Annotated in this window: 23 protein-coding genes and 1 tRNA gene; 10 read left to right on the top strand and 14 right to left on the bottom strand. The window is 42.0% G+C overall.

The window, feature by feature from the left end; all coding sequences use genetic code 11:
* Window positions 1–7 precede the first annotated feature (7 nt).
* On the top strand, window positions 8–1,279 hold the full coding sequence (hisS, locus tag ACLS0A_RS02940) for a histidine--tRNA ligase (RefSeq protein ID WP_416082337.1): 1,272 nt from the start codon (window positions 8–10) through the stop codon (window positions 1,277–1,279).
* A 9-nt stretch (window positions 1,280–1,288) separates the two neighbouring features.
* Window positions 1,289–1,900, top strand: a complete 612-nt coding sequence (locus tag ACLS0A_RS02945; RefSeq protein ID WP_416082338.1) for a YfgM family protein — start codon at window positions 1,289–1,291, stop codon at window positions 1,898–1,900.
* 84 nt (window positions 1,901–1,984) lie between these two features.
* On the opposite strand, the gene rlmKL is transcribed toward ACLS0A_RS02945, so the two are convergent.
* The 4 genes from rlmKL to mltA all read right to left on the bottom strand — a co-directional run bounded on the left by rlmKL (window position 1,985) and on the right by mltA (window position 7,225).
* Window positions 1,985–4,129: a bifunctional 23S rRNA (guanine(2069)-N(7))-methyltransferase RlmK/23S rRNA (guanine(2445)-N(2))-methyltransferase RlmL gene (rlmKL, locus tag ACLS0A_RS02950; protein ID WP_416082339.1), complete on the bottom strand. Its 2,145-nt coding sequence runs from the start codon at window positions 4,127–4,129 to the stop codon at window positions 1,985–1,987.
* A 132-nt stretch (window positions 4,130–4,261) separates the two neighbouring features.
* Window positions 4,262–5,239, bottom strand: coding sequence for a zinc ABC transporter substrate-binding protein ZnuA (znuA, locus tag ACLS0A_RS02955; protein WP_423105256.1), 978 nt, complete (start codon window positions 5,237–5,239; stop codon window positions 4,262–4,264).
* A gap of 103 nt (window positions 5,240–5,342) precedes the next feature.
* Complete coding sequence (gene tcdA, locus ACLS0A_RS02960; protein WP_416082341.1) at window positions 5,343–6,116, bottom strand: tRNA cyclic N6-threonylcarbamoyladenosine(37) synthase TcdA; 774 nt, start codon at window positions 6,114–6,116, stop codon at window positions 5,343–5,345.
* Complete coding sequence (gene mltA / locus ACLS0A_RS02965) at window positions 6,116–7,225, bottom strand: murein transglycosylase A (protein ID WP_416082342.1); 1,110 nt, start codon at window positions 7,223–7,225, stop codon at window positions 6,116–6,118. Before mltA ends, tcdA begins: the two co-directional genes overlap by 1 nt.
* Before the next feature lie 241 nt (window positions 7,226–7,466).
* Between mltA and ACLS0A_RS02970 the strand changes: the two genes are divergently transcribed.
* Window positions 7,467–7,543, top strand: a tRNA-Met gene (locus tag ACLS0A_RS02970).
* 131 nt (window positions 7,544–7,674) lie between these two features.
* Here the strand turns inward: ACLS0A_RS02970 and ACLS0A_RS02975 are convergent.
* Both ACLS0A_RS02975 and mpl read right to left on the bottom strand, forming a co-directional pair.
* Window positions 7,675–7,884 carry a cold-shock protein gene (locus ACLS0A_RS02975; protein WP_416082343.1) on the bottom strand — a complete coding sequence of 70 codons (210 nt, stop codon included), beginning with the start codon at window positions 7,882–7,884 and terminating at the stop codon, window positions 7,675–7,677.
* Window positions 7,885–8,064: 180 nt separating this feature from the next.
* Window positions 8,065–9,429, bottom strand: a complete 1,365-nt coding sequence (gene mpl / locus ACLS0A_RS02980; protein ID WP_416082344.1) for a UDP-N-acetylmuramate:L-alanyl-gamma-D-glutamyl-meso-diaminopimelate ligase — start codon at window positions 9,427–9,429, stop codon at window positions 8,065–8,067.
* 147 nt (window positions 9,430–9,576) lie between these two features.
* Here mpl and fbp point away from each other — a divergent pair, with 147 nt between their 5' ends.
* Together fbp and ushA are read left to right on the top strand one after the other, a co-directional pair.
* Window positions 9,577–10,578, top strand: coding sequence for a class 1 fructose-bisphosphatase (gene fbp / locus ACLS0A_RS02985; protein ID WP_416082345.1), 1,002 nt, complete (start codon window positions 9,577–9,579; stop codon window positions 10,576–10,578).
* A 210-nt stretch (window positions 10,579–10,788) separates the two neighbouring features.
* Window positions 10,789–12,447 carry a bifunctional UDP-sugar hydrolase/5'-nucleotidase UshA gene (gene ushA, locus ACLS0A_RS02990; RefSeq protein WP_416082346.1) on the top strand — a complete coding sequence of 553 codons (1,659 nt, stop codon included), beginning with the start codon at window positions 10,789–10,791 and terminating at the stop codon, window positions 12,445–12,447.
* A 96-nt stretch (window positions 12,448–12,543) separates the two neighbouring features.
* Here the strand turns inward: ushA and murA are convergent, their stop codons facing one another.
* From murA to mlaF, 7 genes are all read right to left on the bottom strand, one after another.
* Window positions 12,544–13,821, bottom strand: coding sequence for a UDP-N-acetylglucosamine 1-carboxyvinyltransferase (gene murA, locus ACLS0A_RS02995; RefSeq protein WP_416082347.1), 1,278 nt, complete (start codon window positions 13,819–13,821; stop codon window positions 12,544–12,546).
* Window positions 13,822–13,837: 16 nt separating this feature from the next.
* On the bottom strand, window positions 13,838–14,095 hold the full coding sequence (locus ACLS0A_RS03000; protein ID WP_103853262.1) for a BolA family protein: 258 nt from the start codon (window positions 14,093–14,095) through the stop codon (window positions 13,838–13,840).
* Entirely contained in the window at window positions 14,095–14,457 is a 363-nt protein-coding gene (locus ACLS0A_RS03005) for an STAS domain-containing protein (RefSeq protein ID WP_103853263.1), read from the bottom strand. The genes ACLS0A_RS03000 and ACLS0A_RS03005 overlap by 1 nt, the downstream gene beginning before the upstream one ends.
* 3 nt (window positions 14,458–14,460) lie before the next feature.
* A complete protein-coding gene (gene mlaC / locus ACLS0A_RS03010; protein ID WP_115249040.1) occupies window positions 14,461–15,099 on the bottom strand; it encodes a phospholipid-binding protein MlaC in 639 nt (212 codons plus the stop codon).
* Between the two features lie 28 nt (window positions 15,100–15,127).
* Window positions 15,128–15,631, bottom strand: a complete 504-nt coding sequence (gene mlaD / locus ACLS0A_RS03015; RefSeq protein ID WP_416082348.1) for an outer membrane lipid asymmetry maintenance protein MlaD — start codon at window positions 15,629–15,631, stop codon at window positions 15,128–15,130.
* A 78-nt stretch (window positions 15,632–15,709) separates the two neighbouring features.
* Window positions 15,710–16,495: a lipid asymmetry maintenance ABC transporter permease subunit MlaE gene (gene mlaE, locus ACLS0A_RS03020; RefSeq protein WP_115249038.1), complete on the bottom strand. Its 786-nt coding sequence runs from the start codon at window positions 16,493–16,495 to the stop codon at window positions 15,710–15,712.
* On the bottom strand, window positions 16,485–17,285 hold the full coding sequence (gene mlaF, locus ACLS0A_RS03025) for a phospholipid ABC transporter ATP-binding protein MlaF (RefSeq protein WP_103855856.1): 801 nt from the start codon (window positions 17,283–17,285) through the stop codon (window positions 16,485–16,487). The genes mlaE and mlaF overlap by 11 nt, the downstream gene beginning before the upstream one ends.
* 295 nt (window positions 17,286–17,580) lie before the next feature.
* Here mlaF and lptC point away from each other — a divergent pair, with 295 nt between their 5' ends.
* Genes lptC through rapZ form a run of 5 tightly spaced genes read left to right on the top strand, consistent with a single transcriptional unit; the run spans window position 17,581 to window position 20,832 of the window.
* Window positions 17,581–18,156 carry an LPS export ABC transporter periplasmic protein LptC gene (gene lptC / locus ACLS0A_RS03030; RefSeq protein ID WP_416082349.1) on the top strand — a complete coding sequence of 192 codons (576 nt, stop codon included), beginning with the start codon at window positions 17,581–17,583 and terminating at the stop codon, window positions 18,154–18,156.
* Window positions 18,140–18,652 carry a lipopolysaccharide transport periplasmic protein LptA gene (lptA, locus tag ACLS0A_RS03035; protein WP_115249035.1) on the top strand — a complete coding sequence of 171 codons (513 nt, stop codon included), beginning with the start codon at window positions 18,140–18,142 and terminating at the stop codon, window positions 18,650–18,652. Before lptC ends, lptA begins: the two co-directional genes overlap by 17 nt.
* Before the next feature lie 9 nt (window positions 18,653–18,661).
* On the top strand, window positions 18,662–19,387 hold the full coding sequence (gene lptB, locus ACLS0A_RS03040) for an LPS export ABC transporter ATP-binding protein (protein WP_416082350.1): 726 nt from the start codon (window positions 18,662–18,664) through the stop codon (window positions 19,385–19,387).
* A 3-nt stretch (window positions 19,388–19,390) separates the two neighbouring features.
* Window positions 19,391–19,951, top strand: a complete 561-nt coding sequence (ptsN, locus tag ACLS0A_RS03045; protein ID WP_126373115.1) for a PTS IIA-like nitrogen regulatory protein PtsN — start codon at window positions 19,391–19,393, stop codon at window positions 19,949–19,951.
* A gap of 23 nt (window positions 19,952–19,974) precedes the next feature.
* Window positions 19,975–20,832, top strand: a complete 858-nt coding sequence (rapZ, locus tag ACLS0A_RS03050; protein ID WP_416082351.1) for an RNase adapter RapZ — start codon at window positions 19,975–19,977, stop codon at window positions 20,830–20,832.
* An 86-nt stretch (window positions 20,833–20,918) separates the two neighbouring features.
* On the opposite strand, the gene lysC is transcribed toward rapZ, so the two are convergent.
* Complete coding sequence (lysC, locus tag ACLS0A_RS03055; protein WP_416082352.1) at window positions 20,919–22,277, bottom strand: lysine-sensitive aspartokinase 3; 1,359 nt, start codon at window positions 22,275–22,277, stop codon at window positions 20,919–20,921.
* Window positions 22,278–22,378: the final 101 nt, after the last annotated feature.

Raw genomic sequence — 22,378 nt, forward strand, 5'->3', positions numbered from 1 at the left:
AAATATTGTGGCAAAAACAATTCAAGCAATTCGTGGAATGAACGACTGTGCACCAACGGAAAGCCCGTTGTGGCAATGGGTGGAAGACAAAGTGCGTAACGTTCTGCAAAGTTATGGTTATTCTGAAGTGCGTATGCCGATTGTCGAAAGCACCCCGCTTTTTGCGCGCGCCATTGGTGAAGTTACCGATGTGGTTTCAAAAGAAATGTACACCTTTTGGGATAATGATGAGCAGCTTACCCTTCGCCCTGAAGGCACAGCAGGTTGCGTACGCGCTGCTATTGAACACGGTTGGATTTATAATAACGAACAGCGTTTGTGGTATATGGGGCCAATGTTCCGCCACGAACGCCCACAAAAAGGGCGCTATCGCCAGTTCCATCAAGCAGGCGTGGAAGTGTTTGGGATCGCCAATCCAGAAATTGATGCGGAACTCATTTTATTAACGGCTCGCTTGTGGAAAGAACTTGGTATCGATCAACACGTTAGCTTACAACTCAATTCTATCGGCTCTTTAGAAGCACGCAAAAATTATCGTTCGGCACTCGTTGCTTTTTTACAACAGCACATTGATTTGCTTAGTGAAGAAGAAAAAGAACGCTTAGAAAAAAATCCATTGCGGATTTTAGACAGCAAAAATCAAGCCCTGCAACAAGTGCTAAACGACGCGCCTAAATTATTAGATTACCTTGATGAAGAAAGTCGCGAGCATTTCGCTCAGCTATGTGCCTTGCTTGATGAAATGGGGATTGCTTATGCAGTGAATCCAAAATTAGTGCGTGGTTTGGATTATTACAACAAAACTGTGTTTGAATGGGTAACCAGCGCCCTCGGCGCACAAGGCACAGTGTGCGGAGGGGGCCGTTATGATGGCTTGGTTGAACAGCTTGGTGGACACGCCACCACAGGCGTTGGCTTTGCAATGGGCTTAGAGCGTTTAGTCTTATTGGTGCAAGAAGTAAGTCAGAATATTGACCTGCCAAGAGCGGTGGATATTTATGTGGTTCATACGGGAGAAGGCACAACCTTGCCGGCTTTCCAATTAGCTGAAAAACTTCGCACAGATTTACCGCACTTACGCACAATGACACATTGTAGCGGCGGAAATTTCAAGAAACAGTTTAAGCGCGCAGATAAAGTGGGCGCAAAATTTGCCCTTGTTATTGGCGAAAGTGAAGCACAAAATCAGCAAGTGGTGGTCAAAGATTTGCTTGGTGGCGAACAGCAAGTTTTAGCGCAAGCTGATGTGGTAGATTTTTTAAAAAATATATTTGAATAAGGAAAAACTATGGCTTATACCATTGAAGAAGAACAAGAACTGAATGAACTGAAAACGTGGTGGAAAGAAAATGGCAAATTAGTTGTTGCCATTTTTGTACTAACTCTTGCGGGTGTTTTTGGTTGGCGTTATTGGCAATCGCATCAAATTGCACAAAATCAACAACGTTCAGCACAGTATGAGCAAGTTGTTAGCCAATTTCAGGCGGATAAAGCGAACGTGGGGAGTGTAGAACAATTCGCACAAAGCAATGACAAAACTGCTTATGCCGTGTTTGCCTTATTAGATGCGGCCAGTATTTCTGTGCAAAAACAAGATTTCGCGCAAGCAGAAAATTTATTAAAACAAGCGTTAGCCAATGCAGATGATGATATTTTGCGTTCGGTCAGTGCATTACGCTTGGCAGCCGTACAGTTCCAACAGCAGCAATTTGATAATGCCTTAGCTTCGCTTGATCAAGTTAAAGGAGACGCGTGGAACAGTGCAGCATTCTTATTAAAAGGCGATATTCAACTTGCAAAAGGCGACAAAGAAAGTGCCAAAGCTAGTTTTGAACAAGGGCTAAAAAATGCCAGCCCAGTGGAAACGGATTTAATCCAAGTGCGGTTGAATAATTTATAATTTTTTTAAGGCTTGCAAGTGCAAGCCTTTTTTATGTATTAATAAATCGCTAAGAAAAGAAAGTGCGGTACAAAAATCCAAAATTTATTTGGCGAACGTTACTGACCAGCAATTATGAATGTGTTTATTACGTTCAAAATCCAGTGGCAAGGTTTTGGCGGAAATTTCTACCGCACTTAGGCCGAGATTGGCGATGCCGTCAAAATCCATTTTGAATTTTTGTTTATTGTTGGAAAACACAATGGTGCCGTTTGGGCGTAAAATGCGTTTTAAATGGGTGAATAATTGAATGTGATCGCGCTGTACGTCCCAGCTGTTTTCCATTCGTTTAGAATTGGAAAATGTCGGCGGATCAACGAAAATCAAATCAAATTGGCGGTCGCATTTTTCTAGCCATTGCAGGCAATCGCTTTGGATCAATTTATGCTGTTTACCTTCGATGTCATTTAAAATTAGATTTTGTTCCGCCCAGTTGAGATAGGTGTTCGACATATCCACGGTGGTGGTGGATTTCGCACCACCTAGTGCGGCGTGAACGGTGGCAGACCCGGTGTAAGCAAACAAATTCAGGAAATCTTTGCCTTGCGCCATTTCACCCAGCATTTTGCGGGTTAAGCGGTGATCCAAAAATAGTCCGGTGTCTAAATAATCGGTTAAATTCACCCAAAGTTTCGCGCCATATTCTTCCACATAGAAATAATCGCCTTTGTTGGCCAGTTTTTCATATTGGTTTGTGCCTTTTTGTTTTTGGCGAACTTTTAGCACCAATTTATTGGTTTCCACGCCTGTTACGGCAAGGGTGGCGGTTACCGCATCAAGCAAACGCTGACGGGCTTTGTTTTCATCAATATTTTTTGGTGCGGCGTATTCTTGCACCACAATATGATCTAAATAGCGATCTACCGCCACGTTATATTCAGGTAAATCCGCATCATAAAGGCGGTACGCATTAATGCCTTGCTGTTTCGCCCATTTTTCGATTTTCTTGCTATTTTTTTGCAAGCGGTTAGCGAAATCTTGCGCAACGGGCAGATTTTCTGCGGAAGAAATTTGCGAATTTTGCACCGCACTTTCCATTTGTTGCAAAGGCTTTTCGGCAATCTGATAGTTTTTCTGCACGCAATCTAGCGGGCCATTTTTTGCCTTAAATTGGCGATGAGAGCGTAAGCGCAAACAATCCAGCAAGGCAGGTTCAGCACTAAAAATAGACGCATTCCAACCACCAAATTGCTGTTTTAAGCGTTGCCCAAATACGGAATACAGGGCAATGAGCGCAGGGGTTGTGCCTAAGCGTTCGCCATAAGGCGGATTACAAATTAGCGTGCCTTTTTCTTCCGTTGGATTTTTCAGCGCTGCCACATCGCCTTGTTTCCACTGAATTAAATGGGCAACACCAGCATTTTTCGCGTTGCGTTGTGCTTTTTGTAACACACGGTGATCTGAATCAAAGCCATAAAAATGGGCTTGAGCCTGCTGTGAGCCTTGCTCGGCAAGGGCGATGGCTTCATCTTTCACTTTTTGCCAAGCTTGTGGATTATACCCTTTCCAGAAATCAAAACCCCAATGCAAGCGGTGCAACTGCGGTGCAATTTTTGCTTCCATTTGTGCTGCTTCAATCAATAACGTCCCTGAACCACACATTGGATCAACCAACGGTGTGCCTTGTTGCCAGCCAGAACGCAGCACAATGGCCGCCGCCAAGGTTTCACGCAATGGCGCAGCGCCTGTGTCTTCACGATAGCCACGCAAATGCAAAGCATCGCCACTTAAATCAAGGGAAAGAATGAAATCATCACGGTTTAAATAGGCGTGAATGCGAATATCAGGATTGTCTTTATCCACGCTCGGGCGCGCTTTGCCTTGCCGTTCAAAATAATCCACAATGCCGTCTTTTACACGCATTGCGCCAAATTGGGTATGACGAATTTCACGGTTTGTGCCGTTAAAATCCACCACAAATTGGCAGCGTTCGTCAAAAATATCCAGCCAATTTTGCCCGATGACGGTAGAGTAAAGATCCAAATCGCTATAAATTTTGCTTTGTGCCAAAGGCAGTAAAATGCGTGAGCTGAGCCTTGACCACAACAGCGTGCGGTAAAAGGTTTCTTCATCGGCTAAATAATGTACGCCCCCTTGCGCAATTTGACATTCTTGTGCGCCAAGTTCGCTGAGTTCGGTTTTTAATAATTCTTCAAAGCCACGGGCGGTGGTGGCAAATAATTTTTTCATTGGCATCTCTTGTGCTTCATCAAAAAGAATGGCGGGATTATAACAGAGCCACAAAGTGCGGTCGATTTTAATTCTGTTTTTTATATAAAAGAAAAGAGCGAACAAGGTGTTCGCTCTGAGAAGAAAATAACGTTATTTCAAACAGTTATAATAGCTGTCGGCGGTAAATTGTAAGAAATTGGCATAAGAATTTTTGCCTAATTTAACGCTGTCGCCCATTGGATCTAAGCGCCCTACATTCACTCCTGTGGCGTTGTGTAGGCTGTCTATGACTTTTGGGGTGAATTGTGGCTCGGCAAATAAACAGCTGACTTTGTGTTCTTCAATTTCTTCTTTGATTTCAGCCAGTTTTTTTGCCCCCGGTGCAACTAATGGATTAATAGTAAACGCGCCCACTTGATTTAAATCATAAGCCTTATTGAAGTAGGTGTAGGCATCGTGGAACACATAGAAACCTTTTTGCTGAACTGGCGCAAGTTGTTGTTTTATTTTGCTATTTTGCTCGCTTAAAGTGCGGTTAAATTCTGCTAAGTTTTGTGCGATCAACGCTTTTTTATCAGGATATTGGCTGGTTAATTCCTTCGCTAGTTTTTCTGCCACGAGCTGGCTAATTTGTGGGGAATACCAAATATGCCAGTTTACTTCTAAATTTGCTTGACTGTCTTTGTGTTCATCGTGATGATGAGCGTGGTCGTGGTCGTGGTCGTGGTCGTGGTCGTGGTCGTGGTCGTGGTCGTGGTGATGATGCTCGCCTTTATAAAGCATATCAACAGGAATTTCATTCATTTTGGCGATGGTGATCACTTTGCTTGAAGCCACATTTTTTTTCAACGAACCAGCCAAAAACTGATCCACATCTTCGCCGATCCATAGCACTAAATCAGCCGCTTTTAATTTCTGTACATCAGACGGTTTTAAATGATAATCGTGCGGTGAAGCGCCTGCTGGCACGAAAACTTGCGTATCGGTTACGCCGTCAGCAATGGAAGAGGCGATAAAACCTAAAGGCTTAATTGAAGTTACCACGCTTGCATTGGCACTTGTCGCGAAAAAAGTCGCAAGGGCAACGGTGCTGAGTTGAGTTGGAAAACTTGAGATGAATTTACGCATTTTTTACCTCGTGAAATAAACTGTCAAAAAAGGGGATAAAAACTGTGCTTAGCTTATCCCCTTTTAGACAAAATTGCTATCTTTTTTTTTATTGAAAAATAAGTTATTTGATCGTTGTCAGCAGTTTGTCGATCACCCGAGAAACGGCAAAAAAACCAAAAGTAGCGGTAATCATTGTTGCCGCGCCAAAGCCATTAGCGCAGTTCATTGTGGCGGAAACGGCACAATTTCCTTCTTGCTGTGGGAAAATTAATGGCTGGGTTGAGAACACACAATCCACGCCAAACTTGCGTTTAGGATTTTGGCTAAAATGATAATCTTTGCGTAAAATTGACCGCACTTTGGCCGCCAAGGGATCTTGAATGGTGCGACTTAAATCCGCAATTCGGATTTGGCTAGGATCAGTCTGACCACCTGCACCGCCCACGGTGATCACCTTGATTTTATTGCGTTTGCAATAGGCGATCAGCGCAGCTTTGGTTTTGACACTATCAATGGCATCAATCACATAATCATAGCCACGGCTAAGATAATCCGCCAAATTTTCCTGTGAGAGAAAATCATCAATAATATTCACCTTGCAATCAGGATTGATCAATGCAACACGTTCTGACATTACTTCCGTTTTCAGCTTGCCCACATTGCCTGAAATGGCGTGAATTTGGCGATTAATATTGGTAACGCAAATGTCGTCCATATCAATCATTGTGATTTCACCAATGCCAGAACGGGCAAGGGCTTCCACCGCCCAAGATCCCACGCCACCAATGCCGATCACGCAAATGTGCGCTTGGCGTAAACGTTGCAAGGCAGCGGGGCTGTAAAGTCGCCCAATGCCGCCAAAACGCTGTTCGTAATTATCAATGCGCTCTGTCATTATTGTAATAACCACACACGTCCGTAATGTTTGGATAAGCCTGCGATATGGCCTGCTTCATCACCGATCCCACGATATAAATCAAAGTGATGGCCTTTTACCGCGCCGCCCACATCTAAGGCAATCATCAAATGCAATTTGTGTTCGCCAGTCCAGTTACCTTTACGGTCAATTTGTGGTACTTCCACTAACACCACCGAGCCAGAAGGAATAAGTGAGCGATCGGAAGCAATCGATGCCATTGGCACGAGCGGCACGCCTGCCGAGCCTTTCACTTTGCCCGTTGGATCGTTTTTAAAATACACATAAGATGGATTGCGTTCTAATAAGGCTTGCAAGCGCGAAGGGTTCGCCTTTGCCCAATCTTTAATGGCTTGGATAGACATTTTTTCTTTGGCAATTTCACCATCTTCCACCAATAAACGCCCAACCGCCACATAATCTAAGCCGTTTTGCCCTGCGTAAGCGAAATAATTCAAGTCGCCGTTACCAAAATCCACATAGCCACTGCCTTGCACGCCAAGTAGGAAATTGTCGATCATTGAATCGCTATAAGCTAATTCTAAGCCTTTGCCACGCAATGCGCCGGCATAAATTTGCGCACGGCTTACACGTTTTTGCGATGGGCTTGGCATTGCGTAAATGGGTTGATTATATTTGCCTTGTTGCGTACGGCGTGCGTGGATAACTGGGGAATAATAGCCTGTCATCAACACGTTTTGATAGCCATCTTGCCCTTTCATAATCATTGGCTGAATACCAAAATTGGATAATTCATTGACGTTTGCCCCCGATAAAACCCAGTTAGTGATTTTGCCGTAGCTCACCGCAAATTTGTTGGTTAAGCGCGAAGAATATTGACGTACATTAGAAAGTTGGGTCAAAAAATCCCCTTGATTTATCACCGCACTTTGATTTTCTACGGCGGAAACTGGCATTAAGAATTGTTGCTGATAGGTGCGTCCATCATATTTTGCGCCGAAAATTTTCGGATCTGCCAAATTATTATTTGAATTTGGCATTCGGTTAGAATGATTAGAGCTTGAACAAGCGGAAAGTACCGCGATAGCTAAAAGTGCGGTGCAATTTTTGAGAATTTTTGCAGACATCGTTATTTGAAGTTCCTTAATAAAATCATTTGCAATCAAACGGCGTAAAATAACAAAAAACTGCTCAAAGTGATAGCAGTTTTTGCGTTCTTTTATTTTTCTAAAAAGAAAAGTGCGGTGGAAATTTTGAGTATTTTATCTTGAAAGCCAGCAAATTGCCGATTTTTCTATCAGTTAAACCATTTTTTTAGGATTAAGGCTTGCATTAAAAATAAAACAGCGTATAGTACGTCCGCACAGACGCGGGGTGGAGCAGCTTGGTAGCTCGTCGGGCTCATAACCCGAAGGTCGTTGGTTCAAATCCAGCCCCCGCAACCAGATTTCTAACCGCCGATTTTATCGGCGGTTTTTTTATTTATCTTTTTCCTCATTTTTTTGATCACTATTATTTAGAAATATTTTCCATAAAAAAACACCGCACTTTCGTTGCGGTGTTTTAGTAAAAAGAATTAAGCTAAAACCATTACGTTTTCTGCTTTTTTTCCTCTTTTATCATCAATAATATCAAACTCCACGGCTTGACCTTCTTTTAAGGTGCGGAATCCTTTAGATTGAATTGCTGAGTAATGTACAAACACTTCTTCTCCACCTTCTGATTGTAAAAAACCAAACCCTTTTGTTTCGTTGAACCATTTAACGGTTCCATTATTTTTAGACATTGTAAATCCTAAGTTAAATCTAATCTTAGATAACGCAATAATATTATGATGATAAAATAAAAAACTTTAAATATAGCCACAGATTATTGATTGTTATCTCTACTGCTTAAAAAGCAAAGCCATAGTAACAGCATATAGCTAAAATAGCACCTTTTATTTTCAATAAATCCTATTTATTTTTTAATTGGCTAATTTATCAAGTAATTTTTGATGAATACCACCAAAACAGCCATTTGACATCACTAAAATGTGATCGCTTGGTTTAGCTTCTGCCACAATCATATCCACTAATTTATCTAAATTTGCTGTCCAGCTAGCTGGTTGAACACATTGGTTTGCGATTTCCACCACGTCCCACGGAATGTTGTCTGGCTGTAATAAAAAGATATGATCCGCGCGAGCCAGTGCGGGTGCAAGTTCATCTTTATGAACACCCATTTTCATTGTATTGGAACGGGGTTCTAACACCGCAAGAATGCGTACACCGCCACCCACTTTATCGCGAAGTGCGGTTAACGTTGCGAGAATTTCTGCAGGATGATGAGCAAAATCATCATACACGCTAATGCCATTCACTTCGCCTTTTAGCTCTAAACGGCGTTTTGCATTAATGAAACTGCCTAACGCGGCACAGGCATTTTCAATCGACACGCCTGCGTGATACGCCGCAGCAATCGCCATTAATGCGTTGTGCATATTATGTTGTCCAACAATATTCCATTTCACTTCTGCCACTTTTTCGCCAAAATGATACACAGAAAACTCGGTGCAATCATTGGTGATGCGTTCGGCATACCATTCCTGCCCTTCTCCCAAGAATTGCTGTTCAGACCAACAGCCCATTTCTAAGGTTTCTTTTACACTTTGTTCATTGGCGAAAGATAAAATGCGTCCACTTGCCGGAATGGTGCGGATCATATGATGAAATTGGCGTTGGATTGCTTTGAGATCATCAAAAATATCCGCGTGATCAAAACCAATGTTATTGATAATCAAAGTTTTTGGATTGTAGTGAATAAATTTCGAGCGCTTATCAAAAAATGCGGTGTCATATTCATCAGCTTCAATGACAAAAAATGGGCTTTCACCTAAACGGGCTGATGTACCAAAATTGCCCGCAATGCCACCGATTAAAAAGCCGGGGTTTAGTCCATTTTTCTCTAAAATCCAGCTGAGCATACCTGTTGTGGTGGTTTTCCCGTGCGTGCCAGAAACTGCCAGCACCCAGCGATCACGCAATAAGTTATCGTGCAACCACTGCGGCCCTGAGGTATAAGGTAACCCCTTCTCAAGCACATATTCCACGCAAGGATTACCACGTTTCATTGCATTGCCAATTAACACTAAATCTGGCGCTGGCTCAAGCTGAGCTGGATCATAATTAGGGATAATTTCAATTTGATTTTCCTGTAAAAAAGTACTCATTGGCGGATATACATTAACATCCGATCCCGTTACTTTATATCCCATCTGTTTGGCAATAATCGCCACACCGCCCATAAACGTGCCGCAAATTCCAAGAATATGAATATGTTTTCGTGTCATTTTTTTATCTCTTATACAAAAAACGAAAATAAAATGTGCCTGAGATCACAAACTCAGTAGGAGATTATTTCTCTTGTTCAAAGGCTAGCTATAATAAATCAACTCTTTCAAACTGTACAATGTATTCATTCAAAATAAGGATAAATTATGAAAACGTTAGGGCAATTTATTGTTGAAAAACAAGCGGAATATCCCAATGCAAAAGGTGAGCTTTCGGGCATTCTTTCTTCTATCCGTTTAGTGGCGAAGGTGATCCATAGGGATATTAACAAAGCAGGGCTAACCAATAACATTATTGGTAATTCTGGTGTGGAAAATGTGCAAGGTGAAGCGCAAATGAAGTTAGATTTATTTGCCCACAACACGATGAAACAAGCCCTCATTGCACGCGAAGAAGTGGCAGGATTTGCTTCCGAAGAAGAAGAAAATTTTGTTGCCTTTGATACCGAACGCGGACGCAATGCAAAATATGTGATTTTAACCGATCCCTTAGACGGCTCATCAAATATTGATGTGAATGTTGCCGTTGGCACGATTTTTTCTATTTACCGCCGTGTTTCGCCTATTGGCACGCCAGTAACTTTAGAAGATTTTTTACAACCAGGGCATCGCCAAGTGGCAGCAGGCTACATTGTTTATGGCTCATCAACAATGTTAGTTTACACCACAGGAAATGGGGTAAACGGCTTTACTTACGATCCGTCCTTGGGCGTATTCTGCCTTTCGCACGAAAATATCCAAATGCCAGCAACTGGCAAAATTTATTCCATTAACGAAGGACAATATCTCAAATTCCCATTAGGGGTGAAAAAATACATCAAATATTGCCAAGAAGAAGACAAAGCCACTCAACGCCCTTATACATCACGCTATATTGGCTCTTTGGTGTCTGACTTCCACCGCAATTTATTGAAAGGTGGGATTTATATTTACCCAAGCGCCACAAACTATCCAAATGGCAAACTTCGCCTGCTTTATGAAGGCAACCCAATGGCATTTTTAGCCGAACAAGCAGGCGGCCTTGCTACCGATGGCTATCAACGCATTTTAGATATTCAGCCAACGGAATTACACCAACGCTCACCGCTCTTTGTTGGCTCAAAAGAAATGGTGGAAAAAGCGCAAGCGTTTATGCGTGAACTCAGCTAAGGAAAAATAAAGGCACAGTCTATGTTCTGCCCTCAAGAAATAACAGACTAAGGGCAGATCATAGATTCCTTTTTTACGATAAAAATTCGTAAAAATTGCACCGTACTTAAAAATATCGCAATTTCTTTTTCATTCTACGAAATAAATGATCTCTTTTTGCGCAACTTCCGCTAAAATAAATCTGCTAATTAACCAACTAGGAGAATGATTATGAAATTAGCCTCATTGTTCAAATACTCAACACTCACATCACTTTTAGCCATTTCTTCTTTCAGCTACGCTTACCAAGCCAACCACACTTATCATTTCACATTGCTTCACACGAACGATTTACACGGTCATTACTGGCAAAATAAAAATGGTGAATATGGTTTAGCAGCGCAAAAAACTTTGATTGATCGCATTCGTGCGGAAGTTGAACAGAAAGGTGGTTCAGTGATCTTGCTCAATGCAGGCGATTTCAACACGGGGGTACCAGAATCTGATTTACAAAATGCCAAACCTGATATTGAAGCATTAAATTTGATGGGCTACGAGGCATTAACACTAGGCAATCACGAATTTGATAATCCATTACAACTTCTTGAAATGCAAGAGAAATGGGCAAAATTCCCATTCCTTGCCGCGAATGTTTATAATCAAAAAACGGGGGATTTATTAGTCAATCCTTACACGATTTTAGACAAACAAGGATTAAAAATTGCAGTGGTTGGATTAACCACAGAAGATACGGCGAAGCTAGGAAATCCAGAATTTATGTCCGCAGTGAGATTTGAACGCCCAGCGGAAAGTGCAAAAACCGTGCTCGCAGAATTAGCCAAAAATGAACAGCCCGATCTCAAAATCGCCCTTACGCATATGGGATTTTACCCTGATGCGAAATACGGTTCTAACGCACCGGGCGATGTTTCAATGGTACGCGAATTGCCTGCGGGAGCATTTGATATTGTTATCGGCGGACATACGCACGACACGCTATGCATAAATGAAGACGGTTCATTTAACAGTAAATTTAAACCGGGCGATAGCTGTAAACCATTGTTTGAGAAAAACACTTGGATTATGCAAGCAGGGGAATGGGGCAAATATTTAGGGCGTGCAGATTTCACCTTTAAAGACGGCAAGCTCACCTTAGAAAATTATCAATTAGTACCAATTAACTTGAAAAAGAAAGTGAAAAAAGAAGATGGCTCGAGTGAATATGTGTTGTATCAAGAAGAAATTCCTGCTGATCCAGAACTACTTGCGCATCTTAAAAATTATCAAGATCAAGGGGATAAATTGCTTGGTCAAGTGGTAGGTAAAGTTGATGAGCGTTTAGTGGGGGATCGCGATATTGTACGTTTCCACCAAACAAACTTAGGACAACTGATTGCTCGTTCACAAGCAGAACGCGTGAAAGCTGATGTTGGAATTATGAATTCTGGCGGTATTCGAGCTTCAATTGATAGTGGTGATGTAACTTATAAAGATATTCTAACTGTACAACCTTTCGGAAATATCATTAGTTATTTTGAATTAAGTGGTAAAGATCTACTCAATTATCTTGATGTTGTGGCATTAAAAGAAGTGGATTCAGGCGCTTATCCACAATTCTACGGCATTACAATGACCGTAGATCGCAAAGCGAAAAAAGTATCTGATGTGAAAATTCAAGGAAAACCAATCGATCTTAATAAAATGTATCGCATTTCTTTACCAAGTTATTGTGCTTCAGGTGGTGATGGTTATCCAGTAATGACAGATAACCCAACCTATGTTAATGCGGGCTTTGTTGATGCAGACAGCTTGAAAGAATATTTCCAAGAACATTCGCCAATTAAAGCAGCCGATTTTGAGGCAAACAAAGGCATTATTTATAAAGAATAATTTTGTTATGGATATAAAAATAGCCAGAAGTTTTCTGGCTATTTTATTAATGGAATCACGAAAGAAAACAAGGCTTACAAAATATTTCCTTGTTTTTTATTCAAATGTATCTTTCTCCGTAAATCGCTCAATTTTCGCACCTAAGCCACGCAATTTATCTTCGATATGCTCATAGCCACGATCAATATGATAAATGCGATCTACAATGGTTTCACCACTTGCAATACAACCTGCTAGCACCAAGCTGATTGAAGCGCGTAAATCCGTTGCCATTACTTCCGCACCTGAAAGGCTTTCTACGCCGTGGCAAATCGCGGTATTGCCTTCAATTTCGGCTTTGCCGCCCATACGGATTAATTCTGGAATGTGCATAAAGCGATTTTCAAAAATGGTTTCGGTAATTTTACTTGTGCCTTCCGCCACCATATTTAATAGAGTGAACTGCGCTTGCATATCCGTTGGGAAACCAGGGTGTGGCATTGTGCGAATATTCACGGCTTTTGGACGTTTGCCTTTCATATCTAGCGTGATGGTATCTTCGGTGATCTCAATTTCAGCCCCCGCTTCACGCAATTTATCAATTACCGCATCAAGGGTATCCGCTTTGGTGTTATGGCAGACAATACGCCCACCTGAAATCGCCCCAGCCACAAGGAATGTGCCAGTTTCAATACGATCGGCCACCACCGCGTGTTCGCAGCCAGTTAAACGCTCTACCCCTTCAATCGTGATAGTATCTGTACCTGCTCCGCTAATTTTTGCGCCCATTTTATTTAAGAATACGGCGGTATCCACAATTTCAGGCTCGCGTGCGGCATTTTCAATAATAGTCGTACCCTGTGCAAGGGTGGCTGCAGTCATAATAGAAAGGGTTGCGCCCACGCTCACTTTTTCCATTACAATTCGTGTGCCGATCAAACGCCCATTGGTATGCGCTTTGACATAACCATCTTCAAGTACAATTTCTGCGCCTAAACGCTCTAAACCGCTGATATGTAAATCCACAGGACGCGCACCAATGGCACAACCACCGGGGAGCGAAACCTGTCCTTGATGAAAACGCGCCACCAAAGGTGCTAATGCCCAAATTGAAGCACGCATTGTTTTCACCAGTTCATAAGGTGCAATGAAATGATTGATTTTTGAGCCGTCTAAATACACCACGCCACCGTCTTTTTGCTCTACTTGCATACCAAGCTGACGCAAAATTTTTAGTGTGGTTTCAATATCTTTTAACTCGGGTACATTGGTTAAGGTAACAGGTTCTTCGGCTAAGATTGCGGCAAATAAAATAGGCAAAGCGGCATTTTTTGCCCCTGAGATTTTGACATCACCGCTTAAACGAGATTGCCCATAAACACGAAATTTTTGCATATCAACGTCCTAAAAATTAATTAATGGGATTAAGTAAACGCTCGCGTTTCCACTTTTCTTGGGTAAAGGTTTTGATGGTTAAGGCGTGAATTTCGCCTGAAGAAAAATATTGCATTAGCGGTGCATAAATGGTTTGTTGCTGTTTTAATCTTGAAAGTCCGGCAATTTCATCATCAATCACAATCACGCCAAAATGCGCATTTTCGCCTTGTACATAAACTTCTTCAAGCCCAAGTGCGTCTTTTAAAATTCGTTCAATTTCTTGCGTTTCCATTAATTCTTTCCACTATGTTGTAAAAACGGGTCAATCCATTTTGATAACCCAAAAAGATCAGCCAATGTGAGGAATTGCTCAGGTGCATTTTGAATGATTTGCGTCTGTGCCTGCTTTTGGCAATGATGAATAAAATCACACAATAAGGCAAAGCCTGCACTGTCAATTCGCGTTAAATCGGCAAGTTCCCAAATAAGTTGCTGGTGCGCAATTTTATCCGTAGATAAAAAAGAATAACGTTGTTCCCACAATGGCAACAACGTTTTTCTGGATAACGCCCCAGTCAAGCGGAGCGTTATCTTATCATCATTTTGTTCAAATGCCCAAGTTAAACTTGGTGCTAAACCTGATGTATTGTGCATTGATTATTTACCCAATGTAACTGGCGCATTTGCCGCTTTTTGCACTTGTTGGGTCAGCGCTTCAATGCCGTCTTTGCGTAACGTTGCACTCCATTCTTGTTTTTTGGTATTTACCATACTCACGCCTTCAGCCGCCATATCATACACTTGCCATTCACCCGTTCTGCTGTTTTTACGCCAGAAGAAGGTTAAATTAATTGGCTGCGCATTACCATTTTGCACCACTTTCACGCGAATGCTCATTTGGTTATCAGACACATTTTTCGGTTTTTCAATGTCAATTTTTTGGTTTTTATATAGGGTTAAAACTTGCGCATAAGATTGCTCAATAAATTGATCAAAGGCAGCGAAAAATTTTGTACGCTGCTCTGGCGTGGTACTTTTGAAATACTGCCCTAACACCAATGATCCCGCATAATTAACGTGTACATAAGGCATTAAATCTTTACGCACAATAGTTCTTAAATAATTTGGGTTTTGTTTAATTTGGCTTTGGCTGTTCGCAATATCGCTAAACAGTTTGTCTGATGCCTTTTGCATTAAGCCATAAGGGCTGTCGTCCGCCATTGCTTGCACCGCAAAAAGTGCGGTGAAAATTACTAAAGTTTTGCTTAACCAGTTTGTCATTGTTTGTTTTAACATTGATTCCTCCGTAAAACGAAAAAAGAAATTATTGTTGCGCTTCAGATTTGCTGTCATCAGATTTATTCTTATCCCCATAAAGGAATTGGCCGACTAAATCCTCTAACACCATTGCCGATTTGGTATCCACAATTTTACTGCCCTCTTTGAGCATTTTGGTGGTTTCACCATCATCAAAACCAATGCTCAACGCAATATATTGTTCACCTAATAAGCCTGAGGTTTTAATTGAAAGCGAGCTGTTATCAGGAATTTCGTTATATTCTTGATTGATCGCAATCTTCACCACCGGCAAATAGGTTTGTGGATCAAGCTCAATATCACTCACGCGCCCGATTACCACACCGCCAACTTTTAATGGCGCACGCACTTTTAGTCCACCAATATTGTCAAAAGTTGCACTCACTTGATAAGATTTTGCTTGGCTAAAGCCTTGCACATTTGCCACTTTTAATCCTAAAAAGACAAAAGCGCCAATGGCAAGCAATAAAAATAACCCTACCCAAAATTCATACTTTGCTGTTTGTCGCATAAAAATACCTTAAATTTACACCGCACTTTATTTTGTGCTGTTTTTAATGAAATGAAACTTTTCAGTTAATCAGCCTGATTAACTCCCACCAAACATTATCGCGGTTAAAACGAAATCTAGCCCAAGCACCACAAGGGAAGCATTTACCACGGTTTTAGTGGTGGCTTTGCTGATGCCTTCGGAAGTTGGTACGCTGTCATACCCATTAAACAGAGCAATCCATACCACGGCAATGGCGAAAAATAGACTCTTAATTAAGCCATTGAGAATATCGGTTTTCCAACTCACTGAGTTTTGCATTACTGACCAAAAACTGCCAGCGTCCACGCCTTTCCAATCTACGCCCACCAATGAGCCGCCCCAAATGCCAATAGCGATAAAAATAATGGATAAAATTGGCATTGCAATCACGCCCGCCCAAAAACGTGGCGAAATCACACGGCGCAACGGATCAACTGCCATCATTTCAAGGCTAGAAAGCTGTTCAGTGGCTTTCATCAAACCAATTTCTGCGGTTAGTGCAGAACCTGCACGACCAGCGAATAATAATGCGGTAACCACAGGGCCTAGCTCGCGTAATAAGGAAAGGGCAACCAGTTGCCCAAGGCTAGTTTCTGCAGAAAAATCCACTAGCACCACATAGCCTTGTAGCCCAAGCACCATACCAATAAACAAGCCTGAAAGCATAATAATCAGTAGAGATTGCACGCCCAAGACATAAAGCTGCTTAATCAGCAACGGAAAATGTTTTCTAATTTGTGGCTGCCCGACTAATGCGCCCCACAGCATAAAACCTGAACGCCCAATGCCTTTGCAAAAATTGATGGCACTGCGTCCCAAGGCGGAAATCATATCACTTATCATCAAATAACTCCTGAACATAATCACCTGCGGGGTAATGGAAACGCACAGGGCCGTCTGCTTCGCCTTTAATAAACTGTTGTACTTGTGGATCTTGGCTGGCGAGCAATTCGGCTGGCGTTCCTTCAGCAATCACTTTTTTATCCGCAATAATGTAGGCATAATCGGCGATGCTTAGCACTTCTTGCACATCGTGGGAAACCACGATAGAAGTGAGCTGTAAGGCTTGATTTAAGCGTTTAATCAGGCTCACAATCACGCCCATACTAATCGGATCTTGCCCTGTAAAGGGTTCATCATACATAATTAATTCAGGGTCAAGGGCAATGGTTCGCGCCAAGGCAGCGCGTCTTGCCATACCGCCAGATAATTCAGAAGGCATTAAATCCGCTGCACCGCGTAACCCCACTGCTTGCAACTTCATCAATACCATTTCACGGATTAACTGTTCTGGCAAATTGGTATGTTCACGAATAGGGAACGCCACGTTATCAAAGGTGGACATATCGGTAAACAATGCGCCTGACTGAAAGAGCATTCCGATGCGCTGACGCAATTTATAAAGCTCCGCACGGGACATTTGACAAATATCCTTACCATCGACCAAAATTTCTCCGCTATCAGGTGAAAGTTGCCCACCAATAAGACGCAACAAGGTGGTTTTCCCAATCCCTGACGGCCCCATTATGGCGGTAATTTTTCCCTGTTCAACGCGTAAATTCAGGCGATCATAAATGACACGCTCACCACGCTTAAAGGTGAGATTTTTTACTTCAACAAAAGAACGAGTCATAGCACGCTTATTCACCAGTGTTGTTCAAAATGTGGCAATGATATGCGATGCAAACAGAATGTCAAAGACTGTTTTCCTATTTTATTCATTGGTTTTATGATGCGTTAAGCTGAAAATACAATAAAAAGACGTAAACTCAGCGCTTTTTTCGTGGAATTTCGGCAAAAACAGACTTTGTAAAAAATTGTAAAAATTTACACCGCACTTCTATTTACACGGAATTGTTCTTGCTTTTAGCAAAATTATGCTATCATTTCGCACTTAATTAATCTTGAAAAAATGAGCCATTCAAACTATGAATATTCGTTGGAATATTGTTTTGTCGGTGATTGTCCTTGCATTACTCGCTTGGTTTTATAGCCTTCAGCAGAGTGATTCTGAAAAGCTTGCCGGCTTGATCAAATCAGAAGATAGCCCTGAATATATTGGGGAGAAAATGCAAACGACAGTCTATTCACCTACAGGGGAAAAACAATATTTTGCTATCGCAAACAAAGTTGAACACTATACGTCTAATGGAAACACAGATTTTCAGTATCCTGTGGTTTATCTTTATGATGTGCAAGATGAAACCTTAGGCACGCAAAGCTGGAAAATCAGTGCGAAAAATGCCAAATTAACGAAAGATAATCTTTTATATTTAGAAGGTGATGTATTTGTGCAAAGCCTCTTGAGCAATTCCCGTTTGCAGAGCGTTAGTACAGAGCGCGCGACAATAAATCTAAAGACGCAAGATATTCGCTCTGATACAATGGCAACCATTACTGGCTTGAATTTTACCTCCAGTGGCTCACAGCTCACGGGAAATTTACAGCAACAAATTGCAACCTTAAAGGAACAGGTGAAAACTCACTATGAAATTAACAAGTAAATCTCTTTTATTTTTTACCGCACTTATGACTTCAATGTCAGCTTTTGCGCTAAAAGATGATACCAATCAACCGATTAACATTGAATCTAACAATCAATCGTTGGATATGGAAAACCAAACGGTAACCTTTACCGATAATGTGGTGATCACCCAAGGTTCTATTTTGATCAAAGCGGATAAAGTGGTGATTACGCGTCCACCTGAAAATTCCAACAAAAAAGAAACCGTAGATGCCTATGGCCGTCCTGTTACCTTTCATCAATTATTAGATGATGGCAAGCCTGTGGACGGCAAAGCGAATAAAGTGCATTACGATCTTGGTACAGAATTTTTAACCTTAACGGGCAATGCAGAATTAAAACAGCTAGACAGCAAAATCACAGGGCAATTAATCACTTATGATGTGAAAAAACAACAGCTAAAAGCCTCGGGTTCAAGCAAATCTCGTGTTAAAACCGTATTAATTCCTGCGCAATTAAACAGTAAAAAGAAATAGGATAGCCTTATGCCAACGCTTTATGCAGAACATTTAGCCAAAAGCTACAAACATCGAAAAGTGGTTTCTGATGTCAGCTTAAATGTGAAATCAAATGAAATTGTCGGCTTGCTTGGGCCGAATGGTGCGGGCAAAACCACCACGTTCTATATGGTTGTGGGCTTGGTGCAACAAGATGAAGGCAAAATTCGCATTGATGATGAAGATATTAGCTTGTTGCCAATGCACGATCGCGCCAGAAAAGGTGTGGGCTATTTGCCGCAAGAAGCGTCTATTTTCCGCCGTTTAAGCGTGTACGACAACCTAATGGCGGTGCTAGAAATTCGTAACGATCTCAATGCACAACAACGCCGTGAAAGAGCGGAAGAATTAATCGAAGAATTTAACATTGGCCATATTCGCGATAACCTAGGGCAATCCCTTTCAGGTGGGGAACGCCGCCGTGTGGAAATTGCCCGCGCGTTAGCCGCCAATCCTAAATTTATTTTATTAGATGAACCTTTTGCTGGGGTCGATCCCATTTCTGTGATTGACATTAAAAAGATTATTATGGATCTGCGCGATCGTGGTTTAGGCGTGCTAATTACCGACCACAACGTGCGCGAAACCCTTGATGTGTGCGAGCGCGCTTACATTGTAAGTGCAGGAAAAATGATCGCCACCGGCACGCCTGAAGAAGTGATGAATAACGAACAGGTGAAACGGGTTTATCTCGGTGAAGAATTTAAACTATAACTTATGACAAAATTTACCCAATTACTTAGCCCTGAAAATATTCGCCAAGGACTGGTTTGCTCAAGTAAAAAGCGTGTTTTTGAAACCATTAGCCGCATTGTGGCGGATCAAATCCACGGGGAAGATGATCCCGAACACAGCAGTTTTGACTGCTTATTTAACCGTGAAAAGCTGGGTAATTCAGGCTTAGGCAATGGCGTAGCAATGCCAAAAGGGCGTTTGCATACAGGCAATAAACCTGTTGCCGTGTTTTTGCAACTTGCCACGCCGATTGATTATGAAGCTGCTGATCACCGTGATGTGGATTTAATTTTTGCCTTGCTCATTCCCGCCGAAGCTTGTGGCGAATTTTCCCAATCAGTGTTACCTGAATTAGCGGAAAAATTGCTGGATAAATCCCTTTGCAAGCAGTTAAGAGCAGCACAAAGTGCGGAGGAAATTTGGCAAATTTTTGAGTATGCGGATAATCATTCTGATGACGAACAAGAAAGTGAGCAAGAAGCTGAACTAAAAGCCGAACAACAAAATACACAGAATGAACAAGCGGTAGAAACAGAACAGTAACAATCATTCAGGGGAGAAATCAGGTGGAAATCATCATTATTAGCGGACGTTCTGGCGCAGGCAAATCCGTTGCCTTGCGTGCCTTAGAAGACATTGGCTACTATTGTGTGGATAATCTCCCCGTCACCCTGCTGCCTGAGCTGGCAACGATTCTGGCGAAAAAACAATCCTCTGTGGCCATTAGCATTGATATTCGCAATCTTCCTTCTTCAAACGCGGAACTGGAACACAGCCTTGAGCAACTGCAACAACATCATCAGGTAAAAATTATTTTCCTAGATAGTGAACGCAATGCGCTAATCAAGCGTTATAGCGATTCTCGTCGCCTGCACCCGCTTTCCGTTGATTCCCTTTCCCTTGAAGCGGCCATTGATGCGGAACAGCAATATCTCACACCACTGATTGATGCCGCCAATTTAATTATTGACACAACCCATCTTTCCACCCACGAACTGGCAGAACGCCTGCGCGAATTTTTGCTCGGGCATAAACAAAAAGCGTTAAAGATTATTGTCGAATCTTTTGGTTTTAAATACGGCATTCCGCTTGATGCTGATTATGTGTTTGATGTGCGTTTTCTGCCTAATCCTCACTGGAATCCCGAACTACGCCCAATGACTGGGTTAGAACAGCCTGTAATGGATTTTCTCAACAAGCATAATGAAGTGAACCACTTTATTTATCTCACCCGCAATTACATTGAAACTTGGCTACCAATGTTAAAACAAAATAACCGCAGCTATCTCACCATCGCCATTGGTTGCACCGGCGGCAAACACCGCTCCGTTTACATTGCCCAACAAATCGGTGAATATTTCCAAGCCAAAGGGGAAAATGTACTAATCCAGCACAAATCCTTGGAAAGTTTAAAGAAAATGTAATTCAATGATCTTAGTTTATCGAACATAGCAAAGGTAATTTTAGTTGAAACTAAAAAGGCGGAAAAATTTCCGCCTTATTTTTTATATTATTCAAACAAATTCAAATGCAATGCTCTGACTACATCATCAGCTTGTTCGCTTTGGACTAACATACAAATATTGTTGGTGCTTGCGCCGTAGCTGATCATTCGTACGTTGTAGCCTTCTAGGGTATCGAAAATTTGTTTTGCGATGCCAGAAGTGATGTGCAGATCATTACCCACCAATGCCACTAAAGATAAGCCTGTATCCACTTTCACGCTAGACACTTCTCTTAATTCCGCGAGCAATTCTGGCGAGAGCATTTCCGCGCCTGATGAAGCAGATCCTGTTTTGTCTAAAGTGAGTGCGACGCTTACTTCAGAAGTGGTGATGGTATCCACAGAAATTTTGTGTTTCGCTAAAATATTGAACACATTTGCTAAGAAACCTTGTGCGTGTAGCATACTAAGGCTAGAAAGGGTTACCAAGGTTTGATCACGGCGTAATGCAATTGCACGGAAGGTTGGACGTGGTTGTGGATCTTTGGTTACCCAAGTACCGCCATCTTGTGGGGCTTTGCTTGATCCTACGAACACAGGGATATTGCTGCGAACCGCTGGAAGCAAGGTTGCAGGGTGTAACACTTTCGCCCCAAATGTTGCCATTTCTGCGGCTTCCGCAAAGCTCATTGTGTCAATGCGTTGTGCTGCTGGCACAATGCGTGGATCGGTGGTGTAAATACCCGCTACGTCCGTCCAAATTAATACGTCTTTGGCGTTTAACACTTCTGCTAAAAGTGCCGCAGAATAATCACTACCGCCACGCCCTAAGGTGGTGGTTTTGCCTTGTGGATCGCGTCCAATAAAGCCCTGCGTGATAATCATTGTGTCGTTGTCTTGAGCAAGAATCGGTTTTAATAGCGTATCGCTATTTTTCTGCGTTTGCTCGTCATCTGGCGCGGCTTTACCGAAATGGCTGTTGGTTGCCACAATGGTACGCACGTCCACCCAAACGGCTTTTGCGCCAAGCTCTTTTAACACTTGAACGAAAAGCAAGGTGGACATCATTTCCCCTTGGCAGATCAATTCGTCTGTTAAAGCCGGTGAAGCAGCCACGCTTGCGGCATCAGCCAAGCTTTCGATATGTTTTAAAATTTCTTCAATTTTTGCCCGCACTTCGCTGTCATCTTTAAGTTCAGCTAAAATCGCTTCTTCAATTTGACGCACTTCTGCGATGAGCTTTGCTCGTTCTTCTGCGTCTTTACCATTAGCAAGCGCAACCAATAAATTGGTGATACCTGCCGAAGCCGAAAGCACCACCACACGCGTATTAGGATCTGCCGTTACAATATTTGCACAAGCACTCATTGCGCTATGATTTGCAACGCTAGTTCCACCGAATTTTGCCACAGAGAGAGTTGACATAGTTTTACCTTCCTATAAAAAATCAATGATGTTGTATTAGAATGCCCTAGAAATAACGATTTCATTAAACATTGTCAAATATTATTTTATAAAATTAAATA

Origin of the sequence: Avibacterium volantium (genome assembly GCF_049366555.1) — a bacterium.
Classification (GTDB): Bacteria; Pseudomonadota; Gammaproteobacteria; order Enterobacterales; family Pasteurellaceae; genus Avibacterium; species Avibacterium volantium_A.

What these genes read in the sequence shown, in the direction of transcription:
- ACLS0A_RS02945 (WP_416082338.1), top strand. Translation starts at nt 1,289, where the DNA reads ATGGCTTATACCATTGAAGAAGAACAAGAACTGAATGAACTGAAAACG.
- rlmKL (WP_416082339.1), bottom strand. Translation starts at nt 4,129, where the DNA reads ATGAAAAAATTATTTGCCACCACCGCCCGTGGCTTTGAAGAATTATTA.
- znuA (WP_423105256.1), bottom strand. Translation starts at nt 5,239, where the DNA reads ATGCGTAAATTCATCTCAAGTTTTCCAACTCAACTCAGCACCGTTGCC.
- tcdA (WP_416082341.1), bottom strand. Translation starts at nt 6,116, where the DNA reads ATGACAGAGCGCATTGATAATTACGAACAGCGTTTTGGCGGCATTGGG.
- mltA (WP_416082342.1), bottom strand. Translation starts at nt 7,225, where the DNA reads ATGTCTGCAAAAATTCTCAAAAATTGCACCGCACTTTTAGCTATCGCG.
- ACLS0A_RS02975 (WP_416082343.1), bottom strand. Translation starts at nt 7,884, where the DNA reads ATGTCTAAAAATAATGGAACCGTTAAATGGTTCAACGAAACAAAAGGG.
- mpl (WP_416082344.1), bottom strand. Translation starts at nt 9,429, where the DNA reads ATGACACGAAAACATATTCATATTCTTGGAATTTGCGGCACGTTTATG.
- fbp (WP_416082345.1), top strand. Translation starts at nt 9,577, where the DNA reads ATGAAAACGTTAGGGCAATTTATTGTTGAAAAACAAGCGGAATATCCC.
- ushA (WP_416082346.1), top strand. Translation starts at nt 10,789, where the DNA reads ATGAAATTAGCCTCATTGTTCAAATACTCAACACTCACATCACTTTTA.
- murA (WP_416082347.1), bottom strand. Translation starts at nt 13,821, where the DNA reads ATGCAAAAATTTCGTGTTTATGGGCAATCTCGTTTAAGCGGTGATGTC.
- ACLS0A_RS03000 (WP_103853262.1), bottom strand. Translation starts at nt 14,095, where the DNA reads ATGGAAACGCAAGAAATTGAACGAATTTTAAAAGACGCACTTGGGCTT.
- ACLS0A_RS03005 (WP_103853263.1), bottom strand. Translation starts at nt 14,457, where the DNA reads ATGCACAATACATCAGGTTTAGCACCAAGTTTAACTTGGGCATTTGAA.
- mlaC (WP_115249040.1), bottom strand. Translation starts at nt 15,099, where the DNA reads ATGTTAAAACAAACAATGACAAACTGGTTAAGCAAAACTTTAGTAATT.
- mlaD (WP_416082348.1), bottom strand. Translation starts at nt 15,631, where the DNA reads ATGCGACAAACAGCAAAGTATGAATTTTGGGTAGGGTTATTTTTATTG.
- mlaE (WP_115249038.1), bottom strand. Translation starts at nt 16,495, where the DNA reads ATGATAAGTGATATGATTTCCGCCTTGGGACGCAGTGCCATCAATTTT.
- mlaF (WP_103855856.1), bottom strand. Translation starts at nt 17,285, where the DNA reads ATGACTCGTTCTTTTGTTGAAGTAAAAAATCTCACCTTTAAGCGTGGT.
- lptC (WP_416082349.1), top strand. Translation starts at nt 17,581, where the DNA reads ATGAATATTCGTTGGAATATTGTTTTGTCGGTGATTGTCCTTGCATTA.
- lptA (WP_115249035.1), top strand. Translation starts at nt 18,140, where the DNA reads ATGAAATTAACAAGTAAATCTCTTTTATTTTTTACCGCACTTATGACT.
- lptB (WP_416082350.1), top strand. Translation starts at nt 18,662, where the DNA reads ATGCCAACGCTTTATGCAGAACATTTAGCCAAAAGCTACAAACATCGA.
- ptsN (WP_126373115.1), top strand. Translation starts at nt 19,391, where the DNA reads ATGACAAAATTTACCCAATTACTTAGCCCTGAAAATATTCGCCAAGGA.
- lysC (WP_416082352.1), bottom strand. Translation starts at nt 22,277, where the DNA reads ATGTCAACTCTCTCTGTGGCAAAATTCGGTGGAACTAGCGTTGCAAAT.